The sequence below is a fragment of the Acinetobacter sp. ACZLY 512 genome (assembly GCF_023614015.1).
Lineage (GTDB): Bacteria > Pseudomonadota > Gammaproteobacteria > Pseudomonadales > Moraxellaceae > Acinetobacter > Acinetobacter soli.
This window is the reverse complement of the sequence record NZ_JAKIVI010000006.1, coordinates 67,451-91,097: the sequence shown is the minus strand read 5'-3', so window position 1 is coordinate 91,097 and position 23,647 is coordinate 67,451. Positions and strand designations below refer to the sequence as shown.

Annotated in this window: 24 protein-coding genes and 6 tRNA genes; 13 read left to right on the top strand and 17 right to left on the bottom strand. The window is 41.8% G+C overall.

What is annotated here, in order from left to right; all coding sequences use genetic code 11:
• The first annotated feature begins 3 nt into the window (after positions 1-3).
• Genes L2096_RS08555 through L2096_RS08545 form a run of 3 tightly spaced genes read left to right on the top strand, consistent with a single transcriptional unit; the run spans position 4 to position 1,959 of the window.
• On the top strand, positions 4-1,008 hold the full coding sequence (locus L2096_RS08555) for an adenosine kinase (protein ID WP_250365233.1): 1,005 nt from the start codon (positions 4-6) through the stop codon (positions 1,006-1,008).
• Between the two features lie 18 nt (positions 1,009-1,026).
• A complete protein-coding gene (locus L2096_RS08550) occupies positions 1,027-1,335 on the top strand; it encodes a Rieske (2Fe-2S) protein (RefSeq protein WP_004936723.1) in 309 nt (102 codons plus the stop codon).
• A gap of 15 nt (positions 1,336-1,350) precedes the next feature.
• On the top strand, positions 1,351-1,959 hold the full coding sequence (locus L2096_RS08545) for an OB-fold-containig protein (RefSeq protein ID WP_004936720.1): 609 nt from the start codon (positions 1,351-1,353) through the stop codon (positions 1,957-1,959).
• A gap of 71 nt (positions 1,960-2,030) precedes the next feature.
• On the opposite strand, the gene L2096_RS08540 is transcribed toward L2096_RS08545, so the two are convergent.
• On the bottom strand, positions 2,031-3,209 hold the full coding sequence (locus tag L2096_RS08540) for a trypsin-like peptidase domain-containing protein (RefSeq protein WP_004936717.1): 1,179 nt from the start codon (positions 3,207-3,209) through the stop codon (positions 2,031-2,033).
• Positions 3,210-3,383: 174 nt separating this feature from the next.
• On the opposite strand from L2096_RS08540, the gene L2096_RS08535 reads away from it, so the two are divergent.
• The 4 genes from L2096_RS08535 to L2096_RS08520 all read left to right on the top strand — a co-directional run bounded on the left by L2096_RS08535 (position 3,384) and on the right by L2096_RS08520 (position 5,314).
• The gene (locus tag L2096_RS08535) at positions 3,384-4,142 is read left to right on the top strand and encodes a Nif3-like dinuclear metal center hexameric protein (RefSeq protein ID WP_025094856.1); all 759 of its coding nucleotides are present in this window, start codon (positions 3,384-3,386) and stop codon (positions 4,140-4,142) included.
• A 209-nt stretch (positions 4,143-4,351) separates the two neighbouring features.
• On the top strand, positions 4,352-4,978 hold the full coding sequence (gene sodB, locus L2096_RS08530; protein WP_004936712.1) for a superoxide dismutase SodB: 627 nt from the start codon (positions 4,352-4,354) through the stop codon (positions 4,976-4,978).
• 177 nt (positions 4,979-5,155) lie between these two features.
• Positions 5,156-5,231: transfer RNA gene (locus L2096_RS08525), tRNA-Asn, on the top strand.
• Positions 5,232-5,238: 7 nt separating this feature from the next.
• Positions 5,239-5,314 (top strand) — tRNA-Asn (locus tag L2096_RS08520).
• A gap of 100 nt (positions 5,315-5,414) precedes the next feature.
• Here L2096_RS08520 and L2096_RS08515 read toward each other — a convergent pair.
• Genes L2096_RS08515 through L2096_RS08505 form a run of 3 tightly spaced genes read right to left on the bottom strand, consistent with a single transcriptional unit; the run spans position 5,415 to position 7,925 of the window.
• Positions 5,415-6,041 carry a YitT family protein gene (locus L2096_RS08515; protein ID WP_025094855.1) on the bottom strand — a complete coding sequence of 209 codons (627 nt, stop codon included), beginning with the start codon at positions 6,039-6,041 and terminating at the stop codon, positions 5,415-5,417.
• Positions 6,034-6,513 (bottom strand): Lrp/AsnC family transcriptional regulator, encoded by a 480-nt coding sequence (locus L2096_RS08510; protein ID WP_048763513.1) that lies wholly within the window; start codon positions 6,511-6,513, stop codon positions 6,034-6,036. The genes L2096_RS08515 and L2096_RS08510 overlap by 8 nt, the downstream gene beginning before the upstream one ends.
• Before the next feature lie 35 nt (positions 6,514-6,548).
• Positions 6,549-7,925 carry an amino acid permease gene (locus L2096_RS08505; protein ID WP_348886462.1) on the bottom strand — a complete coding sequence of 459 codons (1,377 nt, stop codon included), beginning with the start codon at positions 7,923-7,925 and terminating at the stop codon, positions 6,549-6,551.
• 329 nt (positions 7,926-8,254) lie between these two features.
• Between L2096_RS08505 and L2096_RS08500 the strand changes: the two genes are divergently transcribed.
• Positions 8,255-8,330, top strand: a tRNA-Asn gene (locus tag L2096_RS08500).
• A 54-nt stretch (positions 8,331-8,384) separates the two neighbouring features.
• Entirely contained in the window at positions 8,385-8,831 is a 447-nt protein-coding gene (locus L2096_RS08495) for a DUF2726 domain-containing protein (RefSeq protein ID WP_004946574.1), read from the top strand.
• Positions 8,832-8,854: 23 nt separating this feature from the next.
• On the opposite strand, the gene L2096_RS08490 is transcribed toward L2096_RS08495, so the two are convergent.
• The 7 genes from L2096_RS08490 to L2096_RS08460 all read right to left on the bottom strand — a co-directional run bounded on the left by L2096_RS08490 (position 8,855) and on the right by L2096_RS08460 (position 13,764).
• Complete coding sequence (locus L2096_RS08490) at positions 8,855-9,040, bottom strand: hypothetical protein (RefSeq protein ID WP_055414575.1); 186 nt, start codon at positions 9,038-9,040, stop codon at positions 8,855-8,857.
• 150 nt (positions 9,041-9,190) lie between these two features.
• Positions 9,191-10,495 (bottom strand): dicarboxylate/amino acid:cation symporter, encoded by a 1,305-nt coding sequence (locus L2096_RS08485; RefSeq protein WP_048763334.1) that lies wholly within the window; start codon positions 10,493-10,495, stop codon positions 9,191-9,193.
• 548 nt (positions 10,496-11,043) lie between these two features.
• Positions 11,044-11,128 (bottom strand) — tRNA-Leu (locus L2096_RS08480).
• A 26-nt stretch (positions 11,129-11,154) separates the two neighbouring features.
• A tRNA-Trp gene (locus tag L2096_RS08475) sits at positions 11,155-11,228 on the bottom strand.
• A gap of 50 nt (positions 11,229-11,278) precedes the next feature.
• Positions 11,279-11,363: transfer RNA gene (locus L2096_RS08470), tRNA-Leu, on the bottom strand.
• A 103-nt stretch (positions 11,364-11,466) separates the two neighbouring features.
• Entirely contained in the window at positions 11,467-12,255 is a 789-nt protein-coding gene (locus L2096_RS08465; protein WP_250365231.1) for a protein kinase domain-containing protein, read from the bottom strand.
• A gap of 3 nt (positions 12,256-12,258) precedes the next feature.
• Complete coding sequence (locus L2096_RS08460) at positions 12,259-13,764, bottom strand: DUF3336 domain-containing protein (protein ID WP_250365230.1); 1,506 nt, start codon at positions 13,762-13,764, stop codon at positions 12,259-12,261.
• A 166-nt stretch (positions 13,765-13,930) separates the two neighbouring features.
• On the opposite strand from L2096_RS08460, the gene L2096_RS08455 reads away from it, so the two are divergent.
• Together L2096_RS08455 and L2096_RS08450 are read left to right on the top strand one after the other, a co-directional pair.
• A complete protein-coding gene (locus tag L2096_RS08455; protein WP_250365229.1) occupies positions 13,931-14,806 on the top strand; it encodes an ATP-binding protein in 876 nt (291 codons plus the stop codon).
• 117 nt (positions 14,807-14,923) lie between these two features.
• Positions 14,924-16,066 carry a DUF6670 family protein gene (locus L2096_RS08450; protein ID WP_250365228.1) on the top strand — a complete coding sequence of 381 codons (1,143 nt, stop codon included), beginning with the start codon at positions 14,924-14,926 and terminating at the stop codon, positions 16,064-16,066.
• 65 nt (positions 16,067-16,131) lie between these two features.
• On the opposite strand, the gene tsaD is transcribed toward L2096_RS08450, so the two are convergent.
• On the bottom strand, positions 16,132-17,154 hold the full coding sequence (gene tsaD, locus L2096_RS08445; protein WP_119026211.1) for a tRNA (adenosine(37)-N6)-threonylcarbamoyltransferase complex transferase subunit TsaD: 1,023 nt from the start codon (positions 17,152-17,154) through the stop codon (positions 16,132-16,134).
• 145 nt (positions 17,155-17,299) lie between these two features.
• Between tsaD and rpsU the strand changes: the two genes are divergently transcribed.
• Together rpsU and L2096_RS08435 are read left to right on the top strand one after the other, a co-directional pair.
• Positions 17,300-17,515, top strand: coding sequence for a 30S ribosomal protein S21 (rpsU, locus tag L2096_RS08440; RefSeq protein WP_001136722.1), 216 nt, complete (start codon positions 17,300-17,302; stop codon positions 17,513-17,515).
• A gap of 36 nt (positions 17,516-17,551) precedes the next feature.
• On the top strand, positions 17,552-17,995 hold the full coding sequence (locus tag L2096_RS08435; protein WP_025094844.1) for a GatB/YqeY domain-containing protein: 444 nt from the start codon (positions 17,552-17,554) through the stop codon (positions 17,993-17,995).
• A 9-nt stretch (positions 17,996-18,004) separates the two neighbouring features.
• On the opposite strand, the gene L2096_RS08430 is transcribed toward L2096_RS08435, so the two are convergent.
• From L2096_RS08430 to L2096_RS08410, 5 genes are all read right to left on the bottom strand, one after another.
• Positions 18,005-18,367 carry a hypothetical protein gene (locus L2096_RS08430; protein WP_004936674.1) on the bottom strand — a complete coding sequence of 121 codons (363 nt, stop codon included), beginning with the start codon at positions 18,365-18,367 and terminating at the stop codon, positions 18,005-18,007.
• A 97-nt stretch (positions 18,368-18,464) separates the two neighbouring features.
• Positions 18,465-19,895, bottom strand: coding sequence for a M48 family metalloprotease (locus L2096_RS08425; protein ID WP_502801294.1), 1,431 nt, complete (start codon positions 19,893-19,895; stop codon positions 18,465-18,467).
• A 138-nt stretch (positions 19,896-20,033) separates the two neighbouring features.
• A complete protein-coding gene (locus tag L2096_RS08420; protein WP_250365227.1) occupies positions 20,034-21,002 on the bottom strand; it encodes a 2-hydroxyacid dehydrogenase in 969 nt (322 codons plus the stop codon).
• Between the two features lie 10 nt (positions 21,003-21,012).
• On the bottom strand, positions 21,013-21,654 hold the full coding sequence (locus L2096_RS08415) for a hypothetical protein (protein ID WP_250365226.1): 642 nt from the start codon (positions 21,652-21,654) through the stop codon (positions 21,013-21,015).
• A gap of 93 nt (positions 21,655-21,747) precedes the next feature.
• Positions 21,748-23,637: a M48 family metallopeptidase gene (locus L2096_RS08410; RefSeq protein ID WP_053469653.1), complete on the bottom strand. Its 1,890-nt coding sequence runs from the start codon at positions 23,635-23,637 to the stop codon at positions 21,748-21,750.
• Positions 23,638-23,647: the final 10 nt, after the last annotated feature.

Sequence of the window (23,647 nt, the reverse complement as noted above, 5' to 3'; positions counted from 1 at the left end):
GCCATGGCAACAGTTGATCTTTTTGCAATTGGAAACGCGCTTATTGACCAAGAATTTAAAGTGTCGGATGAGTTTTTAGCTGATGTTGGTTTGCAAAAAGGCACCATGCAATTGACCGAGGGTGATACTCAGGCTGCGCTCTACGAAAAACTTTTGGCATCACAAGAATATAAAGGTCAAGCCAGTGGCGGTTCGGCTGCCAATACCGCAGTGGCATTTAGTGCCTTAGGTGGACGGGCTTTTTATGGTTGTCGCGTTGGTCATGATGAGTTGGGCTCGATTTACCTCCAAGGATTAAACGATGCGGATATCGTCACCTCGGAAAAATCTCTCACGGAAGGTGTAACTGGAACGTGCATGGTACTCATTAGCCCAGATACTGAGCGCACTATGCATACCTATCTCGGTATTACCACCGCACTTTCAGTCGATCAAATTGACTTTGAACCTTTAAAAAGCGCGAAGTGGTTATATATCGAAGGCTATTTATCGACTAGCCCAAGCGCGCGTCAAGCTGTCATGCACGCCCGTGAGATTGCCAAAGCACATGGTGTTAAAATTGCGTTATCGTTATCTGATCCAGCAATGGTGCAATATGCACGTGAAGGGCTTGATGAAATGATTGCAGATGGTGTGGATTTATTATTTTGTAATGAACAAGAAGCACTGATGTATACCGCTACAGAAACGCTTGAAGCTGCATTTCAGGTTTTAAAGGCCAAAAATCATAGCGTTGTCATTACACAAAGTGCAAAAGGTGCAACTGTATCGACACCATCTCAACATTTTCATCTAGATGGCCGTCGTGTTACTGCAATCGATGCCAATGGTGCTGGTGATGCATTTGCAGGTGCCTTCTTATTTGCATTAAATCATGGCATGTCTCTTGAAGATGCGGCGCAGTTGTCTATTCTGATTTCAAGTGAAGTGGTTTCACAATATGGCCCACGTTTGGACGTCACAACTTATGCTACACTTTTGACAAACTTTCAAACTGAATGTGCTTGATATATGGAAAAGATCTGCATGACGGAAGACATTCCTGAACGTGAAGCTCGCGCCTTTGATCAGGTCGAGGGTGAAACGATTTTTATCACACAACGTGATGGTATGTTTTACGCCTATAAAAATATATGCCCGCATTTACAGGTCGAACTTGAGTTTCTGGAAAACCAGTTCCTCGATTACGATCATGAATATATTCAATGTTCGACACACGGCGCCTTGTTTAATGTCGAAACAGGTGAATGTATTTCGGGTCCGTGCCTTGGAGAGGCTTTAACCAAAGTCGAAATTAAGGTGCATTCCGATGGCGGCATTTATTTAGCAGAATAAGAAGGAGCTTCGGTCATGGTGGAGTTTTTACTCAACTATTACTTTTTGCCATTTAACTTAAGTGTCATGGCATTGGTAATCCTCAGCATGGCCGAAACCATCGGAATATATATTGGCATTCGACCAAGTATTTTTCTTAAACGCTTTTTACCGCGTTGGTTAAGCCACTCCCCCCTATTTAATGTTAAATTTTCTAAAGTACTGATTTTGGTTTTCTTTCTCATCAACTTCAGTTTTGCAGGCTATTTTTTACAGTTATCTGTGTTTGCTAAACAACACTTTTTTATCTCTCCGTTTTACCTGATTTTGCCTGCATTGATCATTGCCATTTTCTTTACCGTCTTTATGATTCATTGCCTAGATCAAGTGATCAAACCGCAAGTGGATCATCAATTTGGTACTTTGCTCGGGCGCTTAGCCACCCTTTCCAGTGGTAATGCACGACCTGGTTTTTCTGCGCAAGCCCGTGTTCGAGATGAGTTTGGGCAAGTCCATTATGTACAGGTGGAACCTGAATTTGGTGAACTTGAAGTACAGTCTCAAGTTATTTTAATTCGTTTTCGTCAGACACATTACATTGCTAAGCGAATTGCCAGTTCAAATCAACTGTTTAATTCAGATTAAAAGCCTACTCAATAACTTCGGTTTTACAGGCAAAAAAAAGGAATACATCTGTATTCCTTTTTTACTTCTAATTAGCGCTGAGGCAATGGAATGTACTGCGAATTCTGGTTTTGAACCTTACGCTCACCCACTTTCACTTGTAGATTTTGACGTTGACCATTGCGTTCAACCTCGAGCGTGATGCTACTGCCGGGTTGTTGCAGTGCAACATAGTTAATCAGATGCGATACCGAATTAATCTGCTCGTCATTCGCCTTAATGATCTTATCATTGACCTTCACACCCGCTTGTGCCGCCGGGCCATTTTGAAGAACATCGGCCACAACCACACCCGGTTGTTTTGGCGCGAGTACATCATCTTGTGTAGGCGCAACCAAGCTAATGCCGAGCCAGCCGCGTACAACACGTCCATCTTTTAAAATTGAATTTAATACCTGCTGACACACACGTGCAGGAATAGCAAAACCAATACCGAGTGAGCCACCTGTTTGCGAGAAAATAGCGGTATTAATTCCCACCAGATTTCCTGCTACATCAATCAAGGCACCACCTGAGTTACCCGGATTGATTGCTGCATCGGTTTGAATAAAATCTTCATAGGTATTGATGCCTAAATCTGAACGACCGGTTGCAGAGATAATCCCCTGAGTGACGGTTTGCCCTACACCAAAGGGATTTCCAATTGCAAGTACTACATCACCCACTTCATTTCCGCTGAGTTTAAAGGGTAAAACCGGTAGTTTATCCAGATCAATTTTGATGACTGCCAAATCGGTATCTGGATCTGTACCCACAACTTTTGCTTCGGCACGTCGTCCGTCATAGAGTGCGACCACAATCTGGTCAGCTTGAGCAATCACGTGATTATTGGTCAGAATATACCCATCTGCACGAACAATCACACCTGAGCCCAGACTGTTTTCATTTTTCTGCTCTGTTTGATTCGGTAATTGATTACCAAAAAACTCCCGAAAAACAGGATCGTTAAGTAAAGGATGGTTAAGTTGTTTGACTTTTTGCGTGGTAAAGATATTAACCACCGCAGGAGCTGCCACTTTAACGGCAGCATTATATGACACCACCCCACCCGATCTTGATGTATCGACTAAAGACTCAACTTTTTCTGCTGGCATTTGAACGCCGTCTGCCGCAATTGGCGGCTTCGGTTGCTGGAATTTTTGCCAAGCGAGAAAGCTTAAAGTGACAATGACGAGTAATACCCAGGGCAACCATTTGAACGTCTGACGCACGAATATATCCTCAAAAAGTTTTTAATGTATTGAAGCAACTATATTTTTGGCTATTTTAAAGCATAACTTACTCACGAGCTCAGAACACATCAAAAGATTTGTCTAGCTTTAGTTACATTCAAATGCATGCTGTAATAAGATCTTTAATCATATAGATGTAAAAAAGGTTGATTCATGACCCAGTTAAATGAAATCGTCAGCTGGTGCGATCAAACATTAAGTTCCGCTCAATTCAAAGACTACGCACCGAATGGTTTGCAAATTGAAGGTACATCCGAAGTAAAACATGTGCTGTGCGCAGTTACTGCCTCAGAAGCGGCAATTGACGCTGCAATTGCCATGCAGGCCGATGTATTGCTGGTTCATCATGGTTATTTCTGGAAAGGCGAACCCTACCCGATTACTGGTATGCGCGGTCATCGCATTAAAAAGCTCATTCAAAACAATATTTCCCTACTTGCTTATCACTTGCCACTCGATGCACACCCAACACTGGGCAATAACGTTGCAATTGCAGACCTACTCGAACTTGAACGCATTGAAGCGCTCGATCCAAACGAAAAATTTCCAATAGGCAATATCGGTTATTTAACGCAGGCTGTCTCACCTGAAACATTTAAAGCCAAACTGCAAGATACGTTTGATTTTAATATTATTCACTTACCAGCACAGGTTAAATCGATACAAAAAATTGGATTTTGTACCGGAGGTGCGCAGGACTTTATTGCCAAAGCAGCAGTACAAGGCTGTGATGCTTATATTTCAGGCGAAGTGAGCGAACGAACATTTTATGAAGCACAAGAATTAAACGTACATTATTTTGCCTGCGGGCACCACGCAACAGAACGCTACGGTGTGCAGCGTCTAGGCAAAGCACTAAGCGAGCATTTTTCGCTCAAATACACCTATTTTGAGTTGAATAATCCGATTTAGGACGTATAAACGAGATGTAGGCCTTATACGTATTAATTCGAGCTTTATTGTGTATTGTTATTTTAATTGATGACCTTTTGCACATAGAATGATTTACACTAGAGCCACCTAAATGAAGGGGCTGTAAGCTTTTTTTAGCATTTGTGTGCTATAAAATCGAGATACGATAACAGTCCCTCAAATACCCAGCGAACGCAAGGAAATTAGACATGACAACCATTACTTTACCTGCTTTACCTTATGCTTACGATGCACTTGAACCACATATTTCTAAAGAAACTTTAGAATACCATCACGATAAGCACCACCAGACTTATGTGACTAACCTGAACAACCTGATCAAAGGCACAGATCTTGAAGGTCAGGAACTTGAAGACATTATTAAAGCAAGTGCAGGCGATTCATCTAAAGCAGGTATTTTCAACAATGCTGCACAAGTATGGAACCACACTTTTTACTGGAACTCGATTGCTCCAAATGGCGGTGGTAAACCAACAGGCGCACTTGCTGCAAAAATTGATGAAGCATTTGGTTCATACGAAAAATTTGCGGAAGAATTCACCACTGCTGCAACCACTCAATTTGGTTCAGGTTGGGCGTGGTTAGTGGCTGACGAAATCAATGGTAAACTTTCAATTACTAAAACTTCAAATGCAGACACTCCGCTTGCACACGGTCAAATTGCTGTATTGACCATTGACGTATGGGAACATGCTTACTACATCGACTACCGTAACGCGCGTCCTAAGTACATCTCGACTTTCCTTGAAAGCCTAGTGAACTGGGATTATGCAAACGCGAAACTTGCTGGCCAACCTGCTGGCGTTGAAAAATAAGTTCTCTATTTTTCAAAAAAAGCTGCTCTCATTAGAGCAGCTTTTTTATTTTTTAAGCAAAAATGTGCAATTAAGCAACACAAGTTCATGTTTTGATTATAATTAAATCAAATAGATAGATATTTTTAAACATTTGCTTGACCAAGTAAAAGCTTCTGCATAAAATGCGCATCAGATTCTCCAATAGCTCAGTCGGTAGAGCGACGGACTGTTAATCCGCAGGTCCCTGGTTCGAGCCCAGGTTGGAGAGCCAAAACTAATCTCCCATAGCTCAGTCGGTAGAGCGACGGACTGTTAATCCGCAGGTCCCTGGTTCGAGCCCAGGTGGGAGAGCCAGATTCAAAAACCCTCAAGTACTTCATGCTTGAGGGTTTTTTAATGGCTGTAGTTTTTGCAAAAAAAACAGCACCTCAGGCACTGTTTTTAGTTTTTTATCTTACACCACGTATCGATCTGGTCGATGATTCAGTGTAAGAATCATATTTAAAATAATGGCACCCAAAATAGAGATCGCTAAAAGTGTCACACTCACAAAGACGCTTGAGGCCAGCAAAATCGTGACATCTAAAGCCATTTGCACTTTGCCTGCTCGAATTCCGTAACGCTCTTGGATAAACAACACCAGTAAATTAAAGCCACCCAAACTAGAGCGATGTCGAAACAAAATTAGAAAACCCAAGCCCATAAATACATTGGCTAATACGGTGGCATATAGTGGTGAGAGCTTATCGAGATGAAGAAAGAGTGGATGCACCTCAGTGAGTACGGAAAGCAACCCCACTGCCAAAAATGTCTTTATAACCATCGGCATACCTAGGCGCTTATAGGCCAGATAATAAAATGGCAAGTTGATGGTAAAAAACACCACACCAAATTTAATGCCCGTAATGTAATGGATGAGCAATGACAACCCTGCTGTTCCACCCGTTAAGGTACCAGACTGCTGCATGAGCATCATGCCAAACGAGATAATAAACGTGGCAATGATCATGGCAAGCATATCTTCAACTGAAGAATGCGAAGGTTTAGATATTTGCATGGTCAGATCAGCTGTATTACTCATGTGCTACGCCTATCATCATTTGATGATTTTCTTTAACGCGCTCCAATACAATTGAGGTATTAAAATTACCTATATTGATGTTCAGCGACATCAATTGATTAATCAGCTGGCTCATTTGCTCCAAATCCTCAACAGTTACCTTCAATACGTAGTCATAACTCCCTGTCAACTTATAGACTTCACGAATCATCGGTTCGTCTTTTACAAATCCTAGGAACTTTTCCAGTGTTTCTAGGCTGTAATGTTGAAATTTAATTTCAATCATTCCCATAATCGGTTGTTTTTCTGCATGTGGGTGCAACTGTGCGTAATATCCCATAATCATGCCTTTTTGCTCGAGCGCAATACGTCGTCTTGAGCATTGTGATGTCGATAAACCCACAATCTCAGCCAATTCCTGATTACTCAGGCGGCCATTACTTTGCAAATGCTGTAGAATCTTGTAATCATAATCATCAAGACTGTGGCTCATTCAGACAACCCCAAATAAAATTTAGATAGATCCAACTACTTACTCAGTATACTTACAGCTGGCTTTGCCGACTGAAACTTCACGCGATAAAGAATAAAGAGCAATATCAGCCAGACAGGCACTAAAAAGACAGCCATGCGCATTTCAGGCGTAAAGCTCATAATGAAAAGAATAAAACACATAAATGCAATGGTGACATAGTTGGTAAATGGCGCACCAATACTCTTAAACAAGGTCACACGCTGCATCTGTTGCATGTGCTGACGAAACTTAAGATGTGTCACCGAAATCATGAACCAATTAATCACAAGCGCAGTGACCACTAACATCATCAAAATATTGAAGGCACTTTCCGGCATCAGATAGTTAAGCAGTACGCATAATGCGGTTACTGCTGCTGAGACAAATAATGCATTGACCGGAATACCGCGCTGATTGACACGCTTTAGCATTTTTGGTGCATTGCCCTGCTCCGCCAAGCCCAACAACATACGGCTGTTACTGTAAACGCAGCTATTATAGACAGAAACAGCCGCAATCAACACCACCAGATTCAAGACGTTCGCGACACCAGAATTATTGAGTGACTGAAAAATCATGACAAATGGACTCCCACCCTGAGCAACCTGATTCCAAGGGAACAAGCTGAGCAAAATACCAATGGCCCCTACATAAAAAATCAAAATACGGTACACAATTTGATTGGTGGCTTTAGGAATCGTTTTTGAAGGATTTTTGGTTTCAGCAGCAGCAATTCCCACCAGCTCAAGCCCACCAAATGCAAACATGATAAATGCCATCGCCATAATCAAGCCCGACCATCCATTTGGCATAAAACCACCGTGTTGCCAAAGATTTTGCACACCTGCCTGTGGCCCCGCACCACCGCTAAACAACAAATAGGCGCCAAAGCCGATCATACTGATAATTGCAATAATTTTGACAAGCGAAAACCAGAACTCAAGTTCACCGAAAAATTTTACATTGATAAAATTAATTCCGTTAATCAGAATAAAAAACACCAATGCAGTCAGCCATGTCGGAATTTGTGGCCACCAAAACTGAACAAAAATTCCAATGGCACTCAACTCCGCCATACTAACTAAAACATACAGTACCCAGTAATTCCAGCCCGACATAAAGCCAGCCATTGGTCCCCAGTATTTATTGGCAAAATGACTAAAAGAGCCACTTACTGGCTCTTCAACTACCATCTCACCCAACTGACGCATAATTAAAAATGCAATCAAACCTGCGATGGCATATCCCAGCAACACAGATGGACCAGCCAATTGAATGGTATGAGAAATCCCCAAAAATAAACCTGTACCTATAGCACCACCCAAAGCAATCAATTGCACATGCCGGTTAGACAAACCTTTTTTTAACTCATGACTTGTAGAATCTGACAACGTAAAACACCCCATCCATATTTACGCAATAATGATGCAAATGATGTGCCATTTTAGGATAAATGATCATTTTTATTATATTTGTGAAATTTAATCCTATTTTACTAATAAGGTTCACACCAAGCTGTGCATCAAAATGTGACATTACGCCTTAATATGATGCACAAGCCAAATCAGCATATTGAGTGTTTATGAACTTAAATTTTACCGACCTTTATGGCCAAATCTTATAAAATTGCTGATTTAAACAACACTCACGCAATTTTTTGAATTATTTCATCATTATGGCTTGACCACATTGGCTTCGCCCCATACAATGCGTTCCAGATTCTCCCATAGCTCAGTCGGTAGAGCGACGGACTGTTAATCCGCAGGTCCCTGGTTCGAGCCCAGGTGGGAGAGCCAAGATTCTGAAAACCCACTCTTTTGAGTGGGTTTTCTTTTTAAGCGAAGTAAAGTGTGTTTGATTTTTTTCAGGTTTTCTTTGTTACTGTAGGTATTCTTTCAAGCCTTACACTCTTGTTTATTTGCGTTAGGCCTTATCTAAAATTACAAAAACAATATCACCCGCGCCCTGTCATTACACCTTTTGAAGCCAAGATGTTTAAGCAGCTCAAAGCCGCTTTTCCAGATTTAAATGTATTGGCTCAAGTTGCATTTAGTGCCCTCATTACCAGCGATCAGTACAAAATTCGAGGGCGCTTTAATCGAAAGGTGACAGATTTTGTTATTTTGAATCAGAAATTAGACGTTGTAGTTATTATTGAACTCGATGATCCGAGCCACCTTAGCAAACAACAAGAAGATAAATTTCGAGATCAAATGCTCCAAGAAGCCGGCTATCGCGTGCTGCGTTACACTCAAATTCCGTCGGTACGCCAGCTTCATAAAGACATTCAGCTTTAAATGCGAGCTAGAATCAGAATAGTTTATTCTGCTTTGTTTAGGGCATGTCGTTTCGCAATTTCTTCTTTTTGCTGTTGATACTTGCGATGATTCTCAGCATCACTTTTTGCCGCCAAGAATGCCAAACCCAGAACACCAATTGGAATCAAAAGCCCCAGCGCCATCAACAACCAAGGTACTTTCTTTTTTGGGGGAGATGACTGATTCATCTAGATATTTACCTCTACAACATTTAGATCATATTCACCGAAGCACAATAACTTAAAAACGGATGGCATGCCATGCCAAAATCATGACCAAGCATCACTATAAATAAAAAAGCCTACAGATCATGTAGGCTTTTTAACACGGCTGGAAGATTAGCTGAACTGACCGCTCGACTGAGTCGGTGTAACCACATCAGCTCGCTGAGGTTGTGCTTCAACCAGATCTTCTTCATCATGAGCTTCAGACTTTGCTACCACCGCAGTTGCAATACTATTACCTATCACGTTCGTTGCAGAGCGACCCATATCCAAGAACTGATCAATTGCAAGGATGAGCAAGATACCAGCTTCAGGCAGCTTAAACATAGACAGGGTTGCTGCAATCACCACGATAGAAGCACGTGATACACCCGCAATTCCTTTACTCGTAATCATCAAGGTTAACAAGATCAGCACTTGCTGTGTAAAGCTCAAATCGATGTTGTAGGCCTGAGCAATAAACAATACTGCAAATGACATATACATCATCGAGCCATCAAGGTTAAAAGAATAACCGAGTGGTAATACGAAGCTTGAAATACGCTTTGGTACACCAAACTTATTTAAACCTGCAATAATTTTTGGGTATGCAGATTCACTGCTTGATGTTGCAAATGCAAGTGCAGCTGGTTCTTTCATAAATCCAAGCAGGCGAAATACATCTTTTTTCAAGAAAATATAACCTACCGCAATTAAAGCCGCCCAAAGAAGCGCTAAACCTGTATAGAACTGCCCAATAAAGATACTGTAGTCAATCAGTAGCTTTGGACCTTTCACTGCAATCGCAGCAGCAATTGCAGCAAATACCGCAACAGGTGCAAATGCCATCACGTAGTCCGTGATTTTAAACATGATACGTGCGAGTTCATCGATCAGGCGAGCAATTACTGTACCCTCTTCACTTTGATGATTGACATAAGCCAAGGCTGCACCAAAGAAAATTGAAAATACCAAGATTTGCAAAATTTCATTGTTCGCCATCGCCTCTGCAAAACTACGAGGGAAAATATGTGTAATAAAATTTTGTAAGCTTAAATTTGAAGCTGAAACACCAATATCCACATGCTCAACAGGAATTGCCAAGTTCATGCCTGCACCTGGTTGGAAAAAGTTTGCCAATCCCATACCCAGCAACAATGATACCAACGATGCACCAATAAACCAGCTCATTGCTTTTAATGTAACCGATCCCAATGAAGACGATTTGCCCATTGAGATTAAACCAGAAACAATGGTTGCAAATACCAGCGGACCAATAATCATCTTAATTAAACGCAAAAAGACATCGGTCAAAATTTTAAAGTAGGAGGCGATTTTTTCTGTGAGCGCTGCATCAAATGCACTGTGACAAGCCCATCCAACAAGAACACCTAGGATCATTGCAATCAAAATATATTTGAGCAATTTTTTCTGATTCATATCTATTTCCTTTTCACAAGCAGTTCGCTTCGATTATTAAGCTAGACAAACCTAATCCGATGCGATCTTCCATGTTGATCAAACTCGCAAGCAACGATGCAGCTGATTACGAAATATTCGATTCCACCATATTTTGGGCAAGTTTTACTGGTTTTGTTTTAAAAGAAAAATGCAAAAAACAGATTATTTATGCAAAAAATGCATACATGAATTATTTAATAAATATTTAAAATAAGAATGATCTCAGTTTTTATTCGATCGATTTGTGTTTTATAGATAAAACTTTAACCATGCAATAAATCTTGAATCGTGCATTTTCAACATTTGCAGTGCTTAGAGCAGAAAAAACAACTTAAAAATTAACATATTGAAATTTAAATAAATTTGGATATTCACGTAATTTCTTATATGAATTATTGGTTTTAGCTATAAGTGATGAGATGATAAATTTTAAACACTTAAAAAACAAAAAACCCATCATATACATGATGGGTTTTTTATTGACCTTTTCAAGGTCTTCACAGTCTGCTTATGCACACTGCTTTATATGGTGGGGGCGAAGAGACTCGAACTCTTACACCTTGCGGCGCTGGAACCTAAATCCAGTGCGTCTACCAATTTCGCCACGCCCCCAAAACCTGGGTATTTACAACAATATCTGGCAGAGGATCAAGGACTCGAACCTTGACGAACGGTTTTGGAGACCGTCATGCTACCATTACACCAATCCTCTTTAACATCCGACCTGTTTTCAGGTCACTTAAAACCACTTCAGTTTTAAGTTGGTGGGGGCGAAGAGACTCGAACTCTTACACCTTGCGGCGCTGGAACCTAAATCCAGTGCGTCTACCAATTTCGCCACGCCCCCCGATGGCTGTGTATATTATCGATAAGGTTTCATGATGACAAGTCTTTTTTTCAAAAAAACAACCGGTTGATTAAATAAAAATCAAATCAAAGGCTTATGTTTATTATATCGTCAATTTTAGCTGATCAAATGTACATTTTGCTTCACTTACCGATGTAAATCGCTGTGAAAACTGTTTTTTTAAAAGTCCATCAAGTAAAGGATAAAGCCCTGAATATTCATGTACTAGCTGTAAATCGAATGTTTGACAATGCAAATATGCCCACTCTCGATAACTTTTCGCAGTTAATCGGGTGTGATTCAACCACTCATAAAGCATCACTCCCAGTGCATATAAATCACTACCGATACTCTTTTGTGCCCCATGAAACAACTCAGGTGCCATATAGCGCGGGGTTGCCGTTATACCCGGTGGTGGATGCATGGAGGCAGAATCACTTTGCTCAAAATCGATCAAGCAAACGCGATTATTGAATATTACACAGTGATCTGGCTTTAGATCGCCATGAATGCAGCCAGATTGTTCATAGTCATGCAAGCAATCGAGTAACTGCTCAATCCGCTTTACCACGATGTCAAATGAAAGTTCATGCACGCTTACAGCAAACATTGAACTTGCATGCGGTAAAATCAGAATATTTCCAGTGGTTCGCTCTTGACCAAGCATGCCTAATGTCTCAATTTGCGCTGGCAGAATATGGCTTATACGGTTACTGGCCCATTGATAAAATCCAAGCTCATTGTGGAAGCCTGCTTCTGTCTCAGCATGAGTCTCTGCAATTTGTGCTTTGAGCCAGTATTGCTGACCTCCTGCACGAAATTGATATAAACGGCGCCCTAGCGCAAAACGATGACGATGCGTGTGTAATATCAGCTCATGATCGTTAAACATCGGTTATGCGCTAAGTGGCTTAGGCTGAGTCGTACTTCCCTCTTGATATTCAAGCACTTCAATACAATGCTGAATGGTTTTACCAATTCGGGCATAAGTTTCAATAGCAGAAAGTTTTGGCCATGTTGCACGCTCTCCTTGCTGCTGAAGTAGCTTGAACAGATGTGGGCGTGGGTTTTGTAACATGTATTTGTACTGGCGCAGATTGAACGGTGCAATAATATTCACATCACCATAATATCGCTGTCCCACGATTCCATAACCATGATCAAGCAAGCGGCGTACCGGTGCTACTGTACCTAAGCGCTCGCGAGTAAAATCCATAATTCCCAGCGATATGACTTTTCCTTGGCGACGAAGAATTCGCTGAGGCCAGCTTAAAATATCCTTTCGATAGCGAGAAATGTCGCTTTGCATAAACGGCACCACATGCGGATTAACCTGACTGGCAATGGTGTAATTCAAATTATAAAGACGCGACATTTTTTCTTGCGGGAAATCACTTCTTACGCTGCCATCCACCCATCTGGTATTGGCCATGTAGGGCGTATGCTCACCATCACGGTTTTTACTGGTCAGGCGAACTGCCGGAAAGAGCACCGGAACAGCACATGAGGCCAGCACAGCACTCCAGACCAGCAGATTTGGTGCCGTGTAAGCATTCATAATGCGGGCATTTTGAGAGCCATCATACGGCGCAACCGCTACATTAATATGCAAGCCTGATTTTTCTAAAGCCTCAGAAAAGGTCAGGTCTCCCAAGTTTTCAATCAGAAAAGTTTTAAGGTATTTGACATCTGCAAGCCCACCATTACCTCTAAGCAAATCTTTTGTATCCCGAAAGCGAAAAGCCTCACTAAAAAAAGTCTCGCCGGCCAAAATGCGCTGAAACTCCGATGGGCTCGATGTTCCAAGCATACCGGCCATGATGGCACCTGCGCTCGAACCCGATAGTACTTTCGGCATTAAGTCCTGTTCCATCAGTGCCTTACATACACCACTATGAAATAAGCCCAATGTCGCACCACCTGAGAACATCAGTGCCGGCTGTCCATAGGTTTTTTGACAATTTTTAAAAAAACGGATTTTTTCTGCATGGGTAAGCGTCTGGCATTGACTGCCTGCGACAAACGCCAGTGACGCAGACACTTCTTCAATATAATCTTCAATAATTTGTTTGGTGCCTACGTAAGTCGAGGCAAACAGCATCGGGTGTCCAATATTGGCAATGTCGTGTGTTAATCCTTCTTGTAGCAAATAAACCGTATCTAACACATGTTGTTGCAACCTAAATTTACGTAGTAAATTCAACCGATACGAGATCAGTTCCGCATCGAAATAAGGCGAGCTGTTATCAAATTTCCACTCTTGCGATCCTGTTTCTTCGTCGAGTTGCAAGGCAATCGACTTCCACTCCGAATAGGTTTCAGCATTTTTTAATTGATATTTTAACTTCTTGATACGATATGCCTGATAGGGATTCATATCCGTTTTTTTCATAGCGAACATACCATGTCCTATAGGATGAGTGGTTTCAAAACTATGCTACAGCAATCGGATTTGATCAATTGCGAAAATGTTCTTGTGATCAATTGATTCACAATCAACCCTTTAAAAGCCACGCAAGTCGATATACTCTTTGAGCTATTCTGTTTGATACATATCGACCTCTACTATGGCAAGTTTCGATTTACCCGATCATCTGATTGAGACCTTATCTCGTGTTTTAAATCAGTTACAGCAGACTTTACCTCAGCTACCTCAAGCACCCGATTTTTCGGCGCCCGCATTTAAATGGCAAGATCGACAGTTAAAGCCGATCTATACGCCCAAGACATTTCGACTCGATGACTTAAAAGGCATTGAAGCTCAAAAGAAAAAAATCGTACAAAATACCTTACAATTTCTGCACGGTTTTCCAGCAAACGATATTTTGCTCACGGGCTCACGAGGCACGGGAAAATCTTCAATTGTGCGCGCGCTTTTAACCGAATATATGGCTGAGGGTTTACGCCTGATTGAAATTGAGCGTGATGATTTAAGCGATCTTCCGCTTATTCAGAAAATCATTGCCGAGCGGCCAGAAAAATTTATTGTCTATTGCGACGATTTAGCATTTAACGCTGAAGATGAAAATTATCGCAGCCTGAAGAGTGTATTAGATGGCTCACTTCAGTCTGGTTCAAACAATTTTATCATCTATGCCACCAGTAACCGTCGTCATTTACTGCCTGAATTTATGCATGAAAATACACCGGTCACTAAAGTTGATGTTCCTCAGTACAAAGAACTACACCCTCAAGAAGCCATCGAAGAAAAAATTTCACTCTCAGATCGCTTTGGTTTATGGCTTTCTTTTTATCCGATGGATCAAAACTTATATCTTGAAATTGTCGAGCACTATATTGTACAAGCAGGTCTTGCATTTGATGAAACAGTTCGTGCCGAAAGCTTACGCTGGAGTCAATCACGCGGACAACGTTCAGGCCGAGCAGCGTATCAGTTTTCCAAGCACTGGATCGGATCGCAGCAACTTCACCAAAATTGTTAGACAATTCATCTGAATTTACGTCCTGTTATGACCCGAAACTGACATCAATAGCCCTGTAGCCTGTCTTGTTATCGCCTCTAAAATAGCCATAGACATGATAAGAAGATAGGCAATCCAATGAATATTTTCTCTGCGCCCAATAAGAATGCTAGAACAGCATGGCTTGCTAGAGCCATACATCACCTCTACCCCATCTTTCAGTTTTCAGAAGCATCCAGTTCGCATTCAGATCTCAGATCGATTATTCAACCTTATCTCAATGATGAGCGTTACCATTACGCCCAATATCAGTTTTGTTTTCCCAATCTGATTCAGCCTGAAACATTTCTGAATGTACGTGCAAGCTTTGGAGAATCTGGGCTTTATGGTCTAGATACACATAACGCCTCTGCCACAGATCCAATTGCAGATGTTCAGCTAGCCTATAACTGTCATTTATTGGATAGCACAATCAACTCCAGCGATTCATTTCATAAGGCTGATGTAATCTCGAGCACAGATAAATTACTTTTGGGACAACAGCTATTGATTGAGGGCAACTCTCCCACCTTTAAAATTAAAGGTGAATCTTCATCGCTTCGCTATGAAATTGAGGTTTCGCTATGCAGCCCTGTATCTTGGTTAGCCAAATCTTGGCTCTACGATCATTTAAATTGTATGACACGTTATAGCGGTTATATACAGACCAATTCAAAACATGATGAGGTGCAAGGAACAGGCACTTTTGATTTTGTGCGAAGTGCGCTTGCATCTACACCCAAGAGTTATGCACGAGAGCTTATCGGCAGCTTGCCCGTCTATTTTGTTACGCAGCATATGCTTAATTTAGATGCGCAGACACAAGTGATTTTTTATCGTATGGATTTAGCAGGCAAGCCGCTTTGCAATACGGTATTGATACGGCATAGCGGTGGTTTATGCGAGGTCTATGATGATGTTATTTTTTCTGTCATTCAGTATCAACCGTCTCCTATGCAATCCCCCAACGGACACGGCACCTTAGTGGCTGAGCAATTCGAATGGACTGTTTATGACAATAATGGTGATGTGCGGCTTTCTGTCTATGCCCAACTCAACTCCCTGCCTTACACAGGCTATGGCCAAGGCTACATCGCAGGTTTTAAATTTAAAGCACAACAGCTCAATTCTGTAAGCCATGGTCATGGCATGATGGCGCATGTCGATATAATGGATCCACAAAATTTAGATCAGAAATCATTCAATGAGCAGTATGGCGGTGAATTCATGCCAAAAACCTAGGATACTCCTGCTATACAATAAAAAAGGCATCTTGATAAAGATGCCTTTTTACAACATGGTCAGGATCATTGATTGGTTTGAGCTGGATGAGACAACTCGGTCATGGGCCAACGCGGTGTTGTGGTCACGACAAGATTGTCATGCTGACCACATTTCAAACGCTGATAACCTGCAAACGCAATCATGGCGCCGTTGTCGGTACAGAGTGCAGGTTCTGCGTAATAGACCTGTGCTTTAATTTTAGCTAACGAATGCTCTAAACGTTCACGCAAACGCACATTGGCACTCACACCACCCGCAATCACCAAGCGTTTTAAGCCGGTTTGCTTAAGTGCCTTAACAGATTTTTTTACTAATGTATCAACAATCGCTTCTTGAAAAGACGCCGCAATATCGGCATCGCGTTGTTCTTCTCCTAATTTTTTCAATTGCACCGAAACCGCTGTTTTCAGACCGCTAAAAGAAAAATCTAGTCCTTGATGTAACATTGGACGCGGAAACTCAAATGCTTCGGGATTGCCTTGTAAAGCCAGTTTGGCAATATTTGGCCCGCCCGGGTAAGGCAACCCCATCATTTTCGCAACTTTATCAAAGGCCTCACCTGCTGCATCATCAATAGACTCACCCAATAATTCATATTTGCCAATATCATAGGCCGCCATCAACTGGGTATGGCCGCCAGAGACCAACAGCGCAACAAAAGGAAATTCGGGCGGTGTTGCAGAAAGCAGCGGTGCAAGCATATGACCTTCCATATGGTGCACTCCAATTGCCGGCTTATTTAAAGCAAATGCCAAACTACGACCAAATAAGGCGCCGGTCATGAGTGCGCCCATCAGGCCCGGACCACGGGTGTAGGCCACTGCATCAATTTGTGATTTTTTAATTTGGCTGTCATTTAAAAGCTGATCCAGAAGTGGAATCATTTTTCTGACATGATCGCGTGATGCCAGCTCAGGCACCACACCACCATATTCTGCATGGAGTTTAATCTGACTGTAGAGGACCTGTCCGAGTAGCCCTCGTTCGCTATCATAAAGCGCCAGACCCGTTTCATCACACGATGTTTCAAGACCCAAAACAATCATTTAACCGCCTATTACATGCTACAAAAATTGTGTCATCGCTATTATAGACTTGTGATATCAGTTGTAAATGAGTAAAATACTGACCTTCACTTGTCATCTAGTGCAATCGTGCGTTAGATGTTATCCATAATCTAGAGGATTTTACATGCCACAAGTTAAGTTGAAAGAAGGCGAGCCAGTTGACGTAGCAATCCGTCGTTTCAAGCGTTCATGCGAGAAAGCGGGTGTTTTAGCTGACGTTCGTAAGCGCGAGTTCTACGAAAAACCGACTCAAGAACGTAAACGCAAAAAAGCTGCTGCTGTTAAACGCTACCAAAAGAAATTGGCGCGTGAATCTGTTCGCACTACTCGCCTTTACTAATTAATTTGTGATTGACTGCCTAAAAAGATGACGACGATGACTTTAAAAGACCAGATTACTGACGTATTAAAAACTTCAATGCGTGCCAAAGAAATGGCAACAGTAATGGTGATTCGTGGTCTTCAGGCAGCAATTAAGCAAATCGAAGTCGATGAGCGCAAAGAGCTTGACGACGCGCAAGTTCTTGCGGTCATTGAAAAGCAAATTAAACAGCGTAAAGAATCGATCAAAGCCTTTGAAGGCGCTGGTCGTGATGATTTAGCTAGTAAAGAGCAAGCCGAGATTGAGGTTATTTCTCAATTTCTACCAGAAGCTATGACTGAGGAAGCGCTTGACTCTCTCATTGAGCAAACGATTGCTGCTCAAGGTGCTACTAGCATGAAAGATATGGGTAAGGTGATGAATTCTCTACGTCCGATCATAGCCGGGCGTGCCGATCCTGCACAAGTCTCTTCCAAAATCAAAGCCAAATTGAGTTAATAGAAAAACTTAATTAAACGTACACTCAATATTGTAGGCTTTTACCAGTTGCATCTCCTTCGATGCCAATACTTGTTGAATCAAATCCTGTTTGGTCAAACGAGCATAAGATAGCGGTAAATCTCCACGATACTTCTCTGTAACTGCGTACATATGATCAATGTACTGATCGATCATGCCACAATACTGTGCTTTTTGGGCGTCGTTAAATCCAGTTTGTTTCGGATTGAGTGATCGCAGGAAAGTTTTCATTTGTTCACTGTACTGCTTGGATATTTTATCTACCGCATTTAAATAGCGTTCAGGCATTGCAGCATGCCCCTGCTGCATCACTACACAAAAAACCACAACGAGTATCTGATTCAATTTCATTATTTTCAATTATTTCATTCATCTTCGGTTTAATTTTTAAAAGTATAAAAGATTTAGAGAGCTGTTACTTACTCATGATGCTTTTTAACATTTATTTTTAAATGTTTAAAGCATGGTCAGCCTGCATTTCTTTTAAACGTTGATCAATCCGCGCAGATAAAGCAGCATTAGTTGTCGCCAAACGCTGAGCATGCAACATCGATTTAATTGCGTTTTCTTCATTGCCTGACCAAAACTGTACTTCAGCCCGATAACGCAAAGCATTGATTTGATTGACTGAAGTCTGTGGCTGAAGTGCTGCGGCTTGCTGCATCAGGCGCCATGCCTCGATATCTCTCGGATTTTGATTAATAAACTTTTGTACCAGTTGTTGCGCCTGCGATGGTTTACTTTGTTGAATATAAACAGTTGCAAGCTTATAACTCAGTGCACGATTTTCTGGCATTACCTTCTGTGCTGCATTGATAACAGCGTAAGCCTGCTCGTACTTATGTTGATCCAAATACACATCGGTTTGAATTAGAGCAAACAAAGTATGCTGCTTGAGCGAATCTGGAAGGCTATCGAGGACATTTTGCGTAGCCTGACTATCACCCCGATTTAAATAAAACGCAGCAAACCCAAACTTCGCTTCATTGTTGCCTTGTTTTACGATTGTTTTAAGTTGTTCTTCCGTCGCTTGATTCGAAACGGCCGCTGTGTACCATTTTAATATTTGAAAATTCGGATCATATAAACTATGCGTCACTTTAGGCAATTGATTGGCTCTTAATCGTGCCTCGCTCATTCGCTCGGTGGTGAGTGGATGAGTCATCCAGAAATCGGGTAAAAACCCAATCCCGACACTAGAGCGCTGCATGGTTTCAAAGAAATCAGCCATACTTTGCGGATTATAACCAGCAGCATACATATATTGCATGCCAATTCGGTCTGCTTCACGCTCTTGATTACGGCTATAGGTCAGTTGTTTATCAATGAGAGCTGCTTGCGTTCCCAACATCAGTGCAGAACCTGCTTCACCATTCGATTTAGTCGCCAGTGCCGCCCCCACCAATATGCCTGCGAGTGCCAGTAATCCTTGCCCCTTAAATGCTTCTTGAGAACGGCTATAATGCCGCTGCGTAACGTGTGCCACTTCATGCGCCATCACACCAGCGACTTCATCAATATTTTGCGCATTGGCAATGAGGCCAGTATTGAGTGCAAATAAGCCACCGGGCACAGCAAAGGCATTAATTTGAGGGCTTTTCAGTATCACTAAACCGACGGGCTGGCTCATTTGAGTTTGCCCTAAAATTCGGAAAAAAATCTGGGCATATTGATCTTGCAACCATGGATCATGCATAACAGGTAATTGTTTCTGAATTTCCCGATATACTTTTTCACCGATCTGTTTTTCTTTTTGTTGATCGATCAAACCCACGCCACTTGAAATTTCAGGCACATCAAAATGCACGCTACGATCAGCAAAATTAAAATCGGAATGTGCCGATGCTATGGTGGCAACCGCAGTGACTCCCAGAATCATGATGCTACGTTTCAACTTCACACTCAGGCCGAACGAATTTTTAGTACTATAGCACCCACAACATTCGTAAAGTACTACAAAGTGTTAGAAGAGTTTAATCATGATTCTTTTACAGTGAAGCCGTTATTGCTTTAAAAATTATTTAAATTCCGGATTGACCAGATAGGCTGGTGTCTGATCATCTAGTGCTGTCTGTAAATTTTTAAACGCGAGCTCTGCCATTTTATAGCGTGTTTGCGCAGTCGCCGAACCAATATGCGGTAATGTCACCACATTGTTTAGTTCAAACAACTCTGAAGATTGTAAAGGCTCTTTTTGATAGACATCCAAACCTGCTGCAAAAATCTGTTGCTGCTTTAAGGCGTCAATCAGCGCAGCCTCATCAATCACCGAACCACGAGAAATATTGACCAGCACAGCATGAGACTGCATCTGAGCCAGCTCATTTTTACCAATTAATGCTTCAGATTCCGTATTGAGATCTACTGCCACCACCACAAAATCAGACGATTGTAGCAGTGTATTTAAATCACAATACGTTGCATTTAGTGGTTGGGCAAGCGCCAACTTTTCACGGCGGTTATGATAAAGAATATTCATATTAAAGCCGTACAGGCCACGGCGCGCAATAGCAGCACCAATATTACCCAGTCCAATAATACCCAGTGTTTTTCCGTATATATCCTGACCAAACTGTGCTGGAGCAACAGTACGCTTCCATTCACCTGATTTGGTCCATCGATCTAGATGCGGCACCTGACGCGCTGCACTCATTAACAAGGTAAATGCCAGATCGGCTGTGGTTTCGGTCAATACATGTGGTGTATGTGCCAACCAGATCTGACGCTGATTGAGATAATCCACATCGTAGTTGTCATAACCAACACTTACCGTTGAAATAATTTTTAAGTGCTTGGCTTGCGCCAGATTTGATTCCTTGAGTAATCGCCCCGCTCCAATCATGCCATGCGCGTCGACAACTTCTTCACGAATTTGAGTATTGATATCGCCCTGCTTAGGATCTAAAACCCGAACGTCATAGAGTTCTTGTAATTTTGCTAATATTTTTGAGTCGATCTGGCTAAATACCACTACCTTTTTTTTCATTTCTTTCCCTTTACGATGACTGCATTAATGTCCACAAACGTTTTTTGAGTATCGGCTTTTCCAACATTTCACTTAAGCTGGCCAGATACATACAATCCGTATGTGTTGAAAACTTCAGCTTGCCCAAGCATAACACTTTTTTATCGATTGCTATGGCATCTAAAAACCCTTGAACATAGGCCTGCACCCCACGTGAATCTCTAAAATCTAAGCGCGGAAATGGCCAGCTCAGTTCAGCATACTCACCCGGTATAGCGGCTTGGATATTTGACCAAAGCTGACTTTCAGCCTCGGTTAATCCAGTTGCATCAATCACTAACACTTTGTCCTGAAAGCAATATGCTTCAAGCTGAAACGCATCACATTCGACCAGTGCTTCAACTTCGAGCGGCACTTTAGGTCGTTGAGACAGAGGGTGTTGTGCTGTAATTTCAACATGAACCGGTTGTTCCTGAACCGGCTCCAATACAGGTAAAGATTTTGTTTCAGGAATATTGACAGCAACATCTACATACTTAGGTATGGCCAGTTGTTGCTCGGGCATTTGATCACGCCATATGGACGCCGCTGTATTTTTTTGAGCAACGTGATGACGTGGTATCCATACATCCACACCCATTGCTGCTAAAATATTCCGCTGCTGACCGACCATTCGTTTCTATCTATACATTCATTTCAACGCGCATTTTAACGTGTCTCGGCCCGCTTTGCAGCCTTTTCTCTTGCCTGTTTTGATACATAGCATTTAGATAATCATGAGGCTATTTTTCTTCTGCATTTCATCCACAATATTGGCAGACTCAAATCCAAAGCGCCAATACAATAACTCTAGAACATCCATTTCATCTTGGGTAATAATACGATCATTCCAGAGACACATCTCAGCCACACCTAAAATACTCAGACGATCACGCAACAAAAGCCCTGCGATGTCATTTAAGATTTCTGCTAGGTCAATCGGCTCATCGGATATTTCGGAAAAGAGCTGCATATCCTCAAACGTTAAAATACTTTGCAAGATACGCTCGCGCACTTCAAGCTGATTAGGGCTATTGATTTGCTGCACATGCAGTAAAGCATCGATCAAACGCACAATCTGCGGTTTGACATCTTCTAATGCAGAAGGCGTATGATTAGGCATCAGGTTCAATTCATACTTTACCCGCTCAAGCAACAACGCATCGAGCAATCCAATTTCACCATCCTCTTGAATAATTAGAGCCAAACGAGTCAGAAACTGACGTGCAATACTCGCCGGCATATTACCAATGTTACGACATGCCTCATGAAAAATTTGCACATGCACACGACCATCCAAATGGAGCAGCGCATCTACAATGGCCTGACTGACCGCAGCATCTTGCGGAATAAATTCACGATACTGCCGGATCATTAAAATCGCCACCATAACCTCACGCGAGCCTGTTGCAGTTTGGAGTGCTCGCTGTAGTAGCTCAGGTCTTGGCATACCTTGACGAATTTCAGGATTTAACGGCTTGATGGCATCATTTAAAGAAAAGCTGATCGGTGATAACCGCAGCAGCGGTAAAGGCTGTGGTGATGTCCAAGTAATATGAAATTCATCATGTTCGTCTTCAAGTGGCATAAACAAACTAAACAGTGCTCGGCTACGTAGTTTTTTTAAATTCTCAAGTTGTGAATCTTGTAAAATTGAAGGATTAAGCCGATGGATACGATCTTCAATACTCGGGTGGATATTCATCCAGCTTTGTGGACTGAGTGAATTGGCAAAACACATATGTGCAATGGCTTCAGAATACACACTATGAATTTGCGACCCTGCGTGGTGTACGTAAATTCGTAGTAGTGTTTGCAAATTGGCGTGGCTATCCATCAATTGCAAGGTTTTCAGATCATTTCGAAAGGTACGGCGGCTCAGGGTGAGATATTTAATAAAACGAGTAATTAAAATCCCCATACTGCCAGTGAGCCAAATGACGCCACCAATGGCCACCAAAATGGTTTCAAATCTATGTCGTTTATTTTTCTGATAGGGCTTAAAACCCAATTTGGCAATTTTACTGCCCCACTGGCTAAAAGTGGTTAGACCACTATAGAGAATTTTTAACTTGGTATTTTCAACAGCCTCACCGGAAAGAATTTGATTAAACTCATGCGCCAACAAACCATATAATTCAAGCTCGTCCAGATTTTGCAAGGCACCCCAAGTTAATATAATGACAATATCTTTTGAATGAAAACCCGCAGTCAGGGCATTTACCCCTACCTCATCGGGCAGTACATATAGCACAGGAGGTTCGAGAGCAAACTTTTTGGCCAGCTGATCGGAAATTTTTAAAGCGGAACTCTCTTCAGGCGTACTTTTAAGCAATACCAAGCGGCGCCCATTGAGCTGTTTGGCCAGTGAATGTCCGCCTTCACGAAACACATAAAACTCATAAGCGGCCGAGCCACCAATAATGAAAAACAGTAAAATGAGTAAATAAGGACTTAAAACATGCCAGACAATTGACTGGGTATAATCAAAAAAATGAACCGCAAGCCCAAGCGTAACATTGAGAATAAAGATGGTAAGCAGCATGGCAAGAAAACACATACTGATCGACCACATGATATTTTTATTTTCTATCAGATAGTGACGAACTTCTCTCAACTTGAAACAA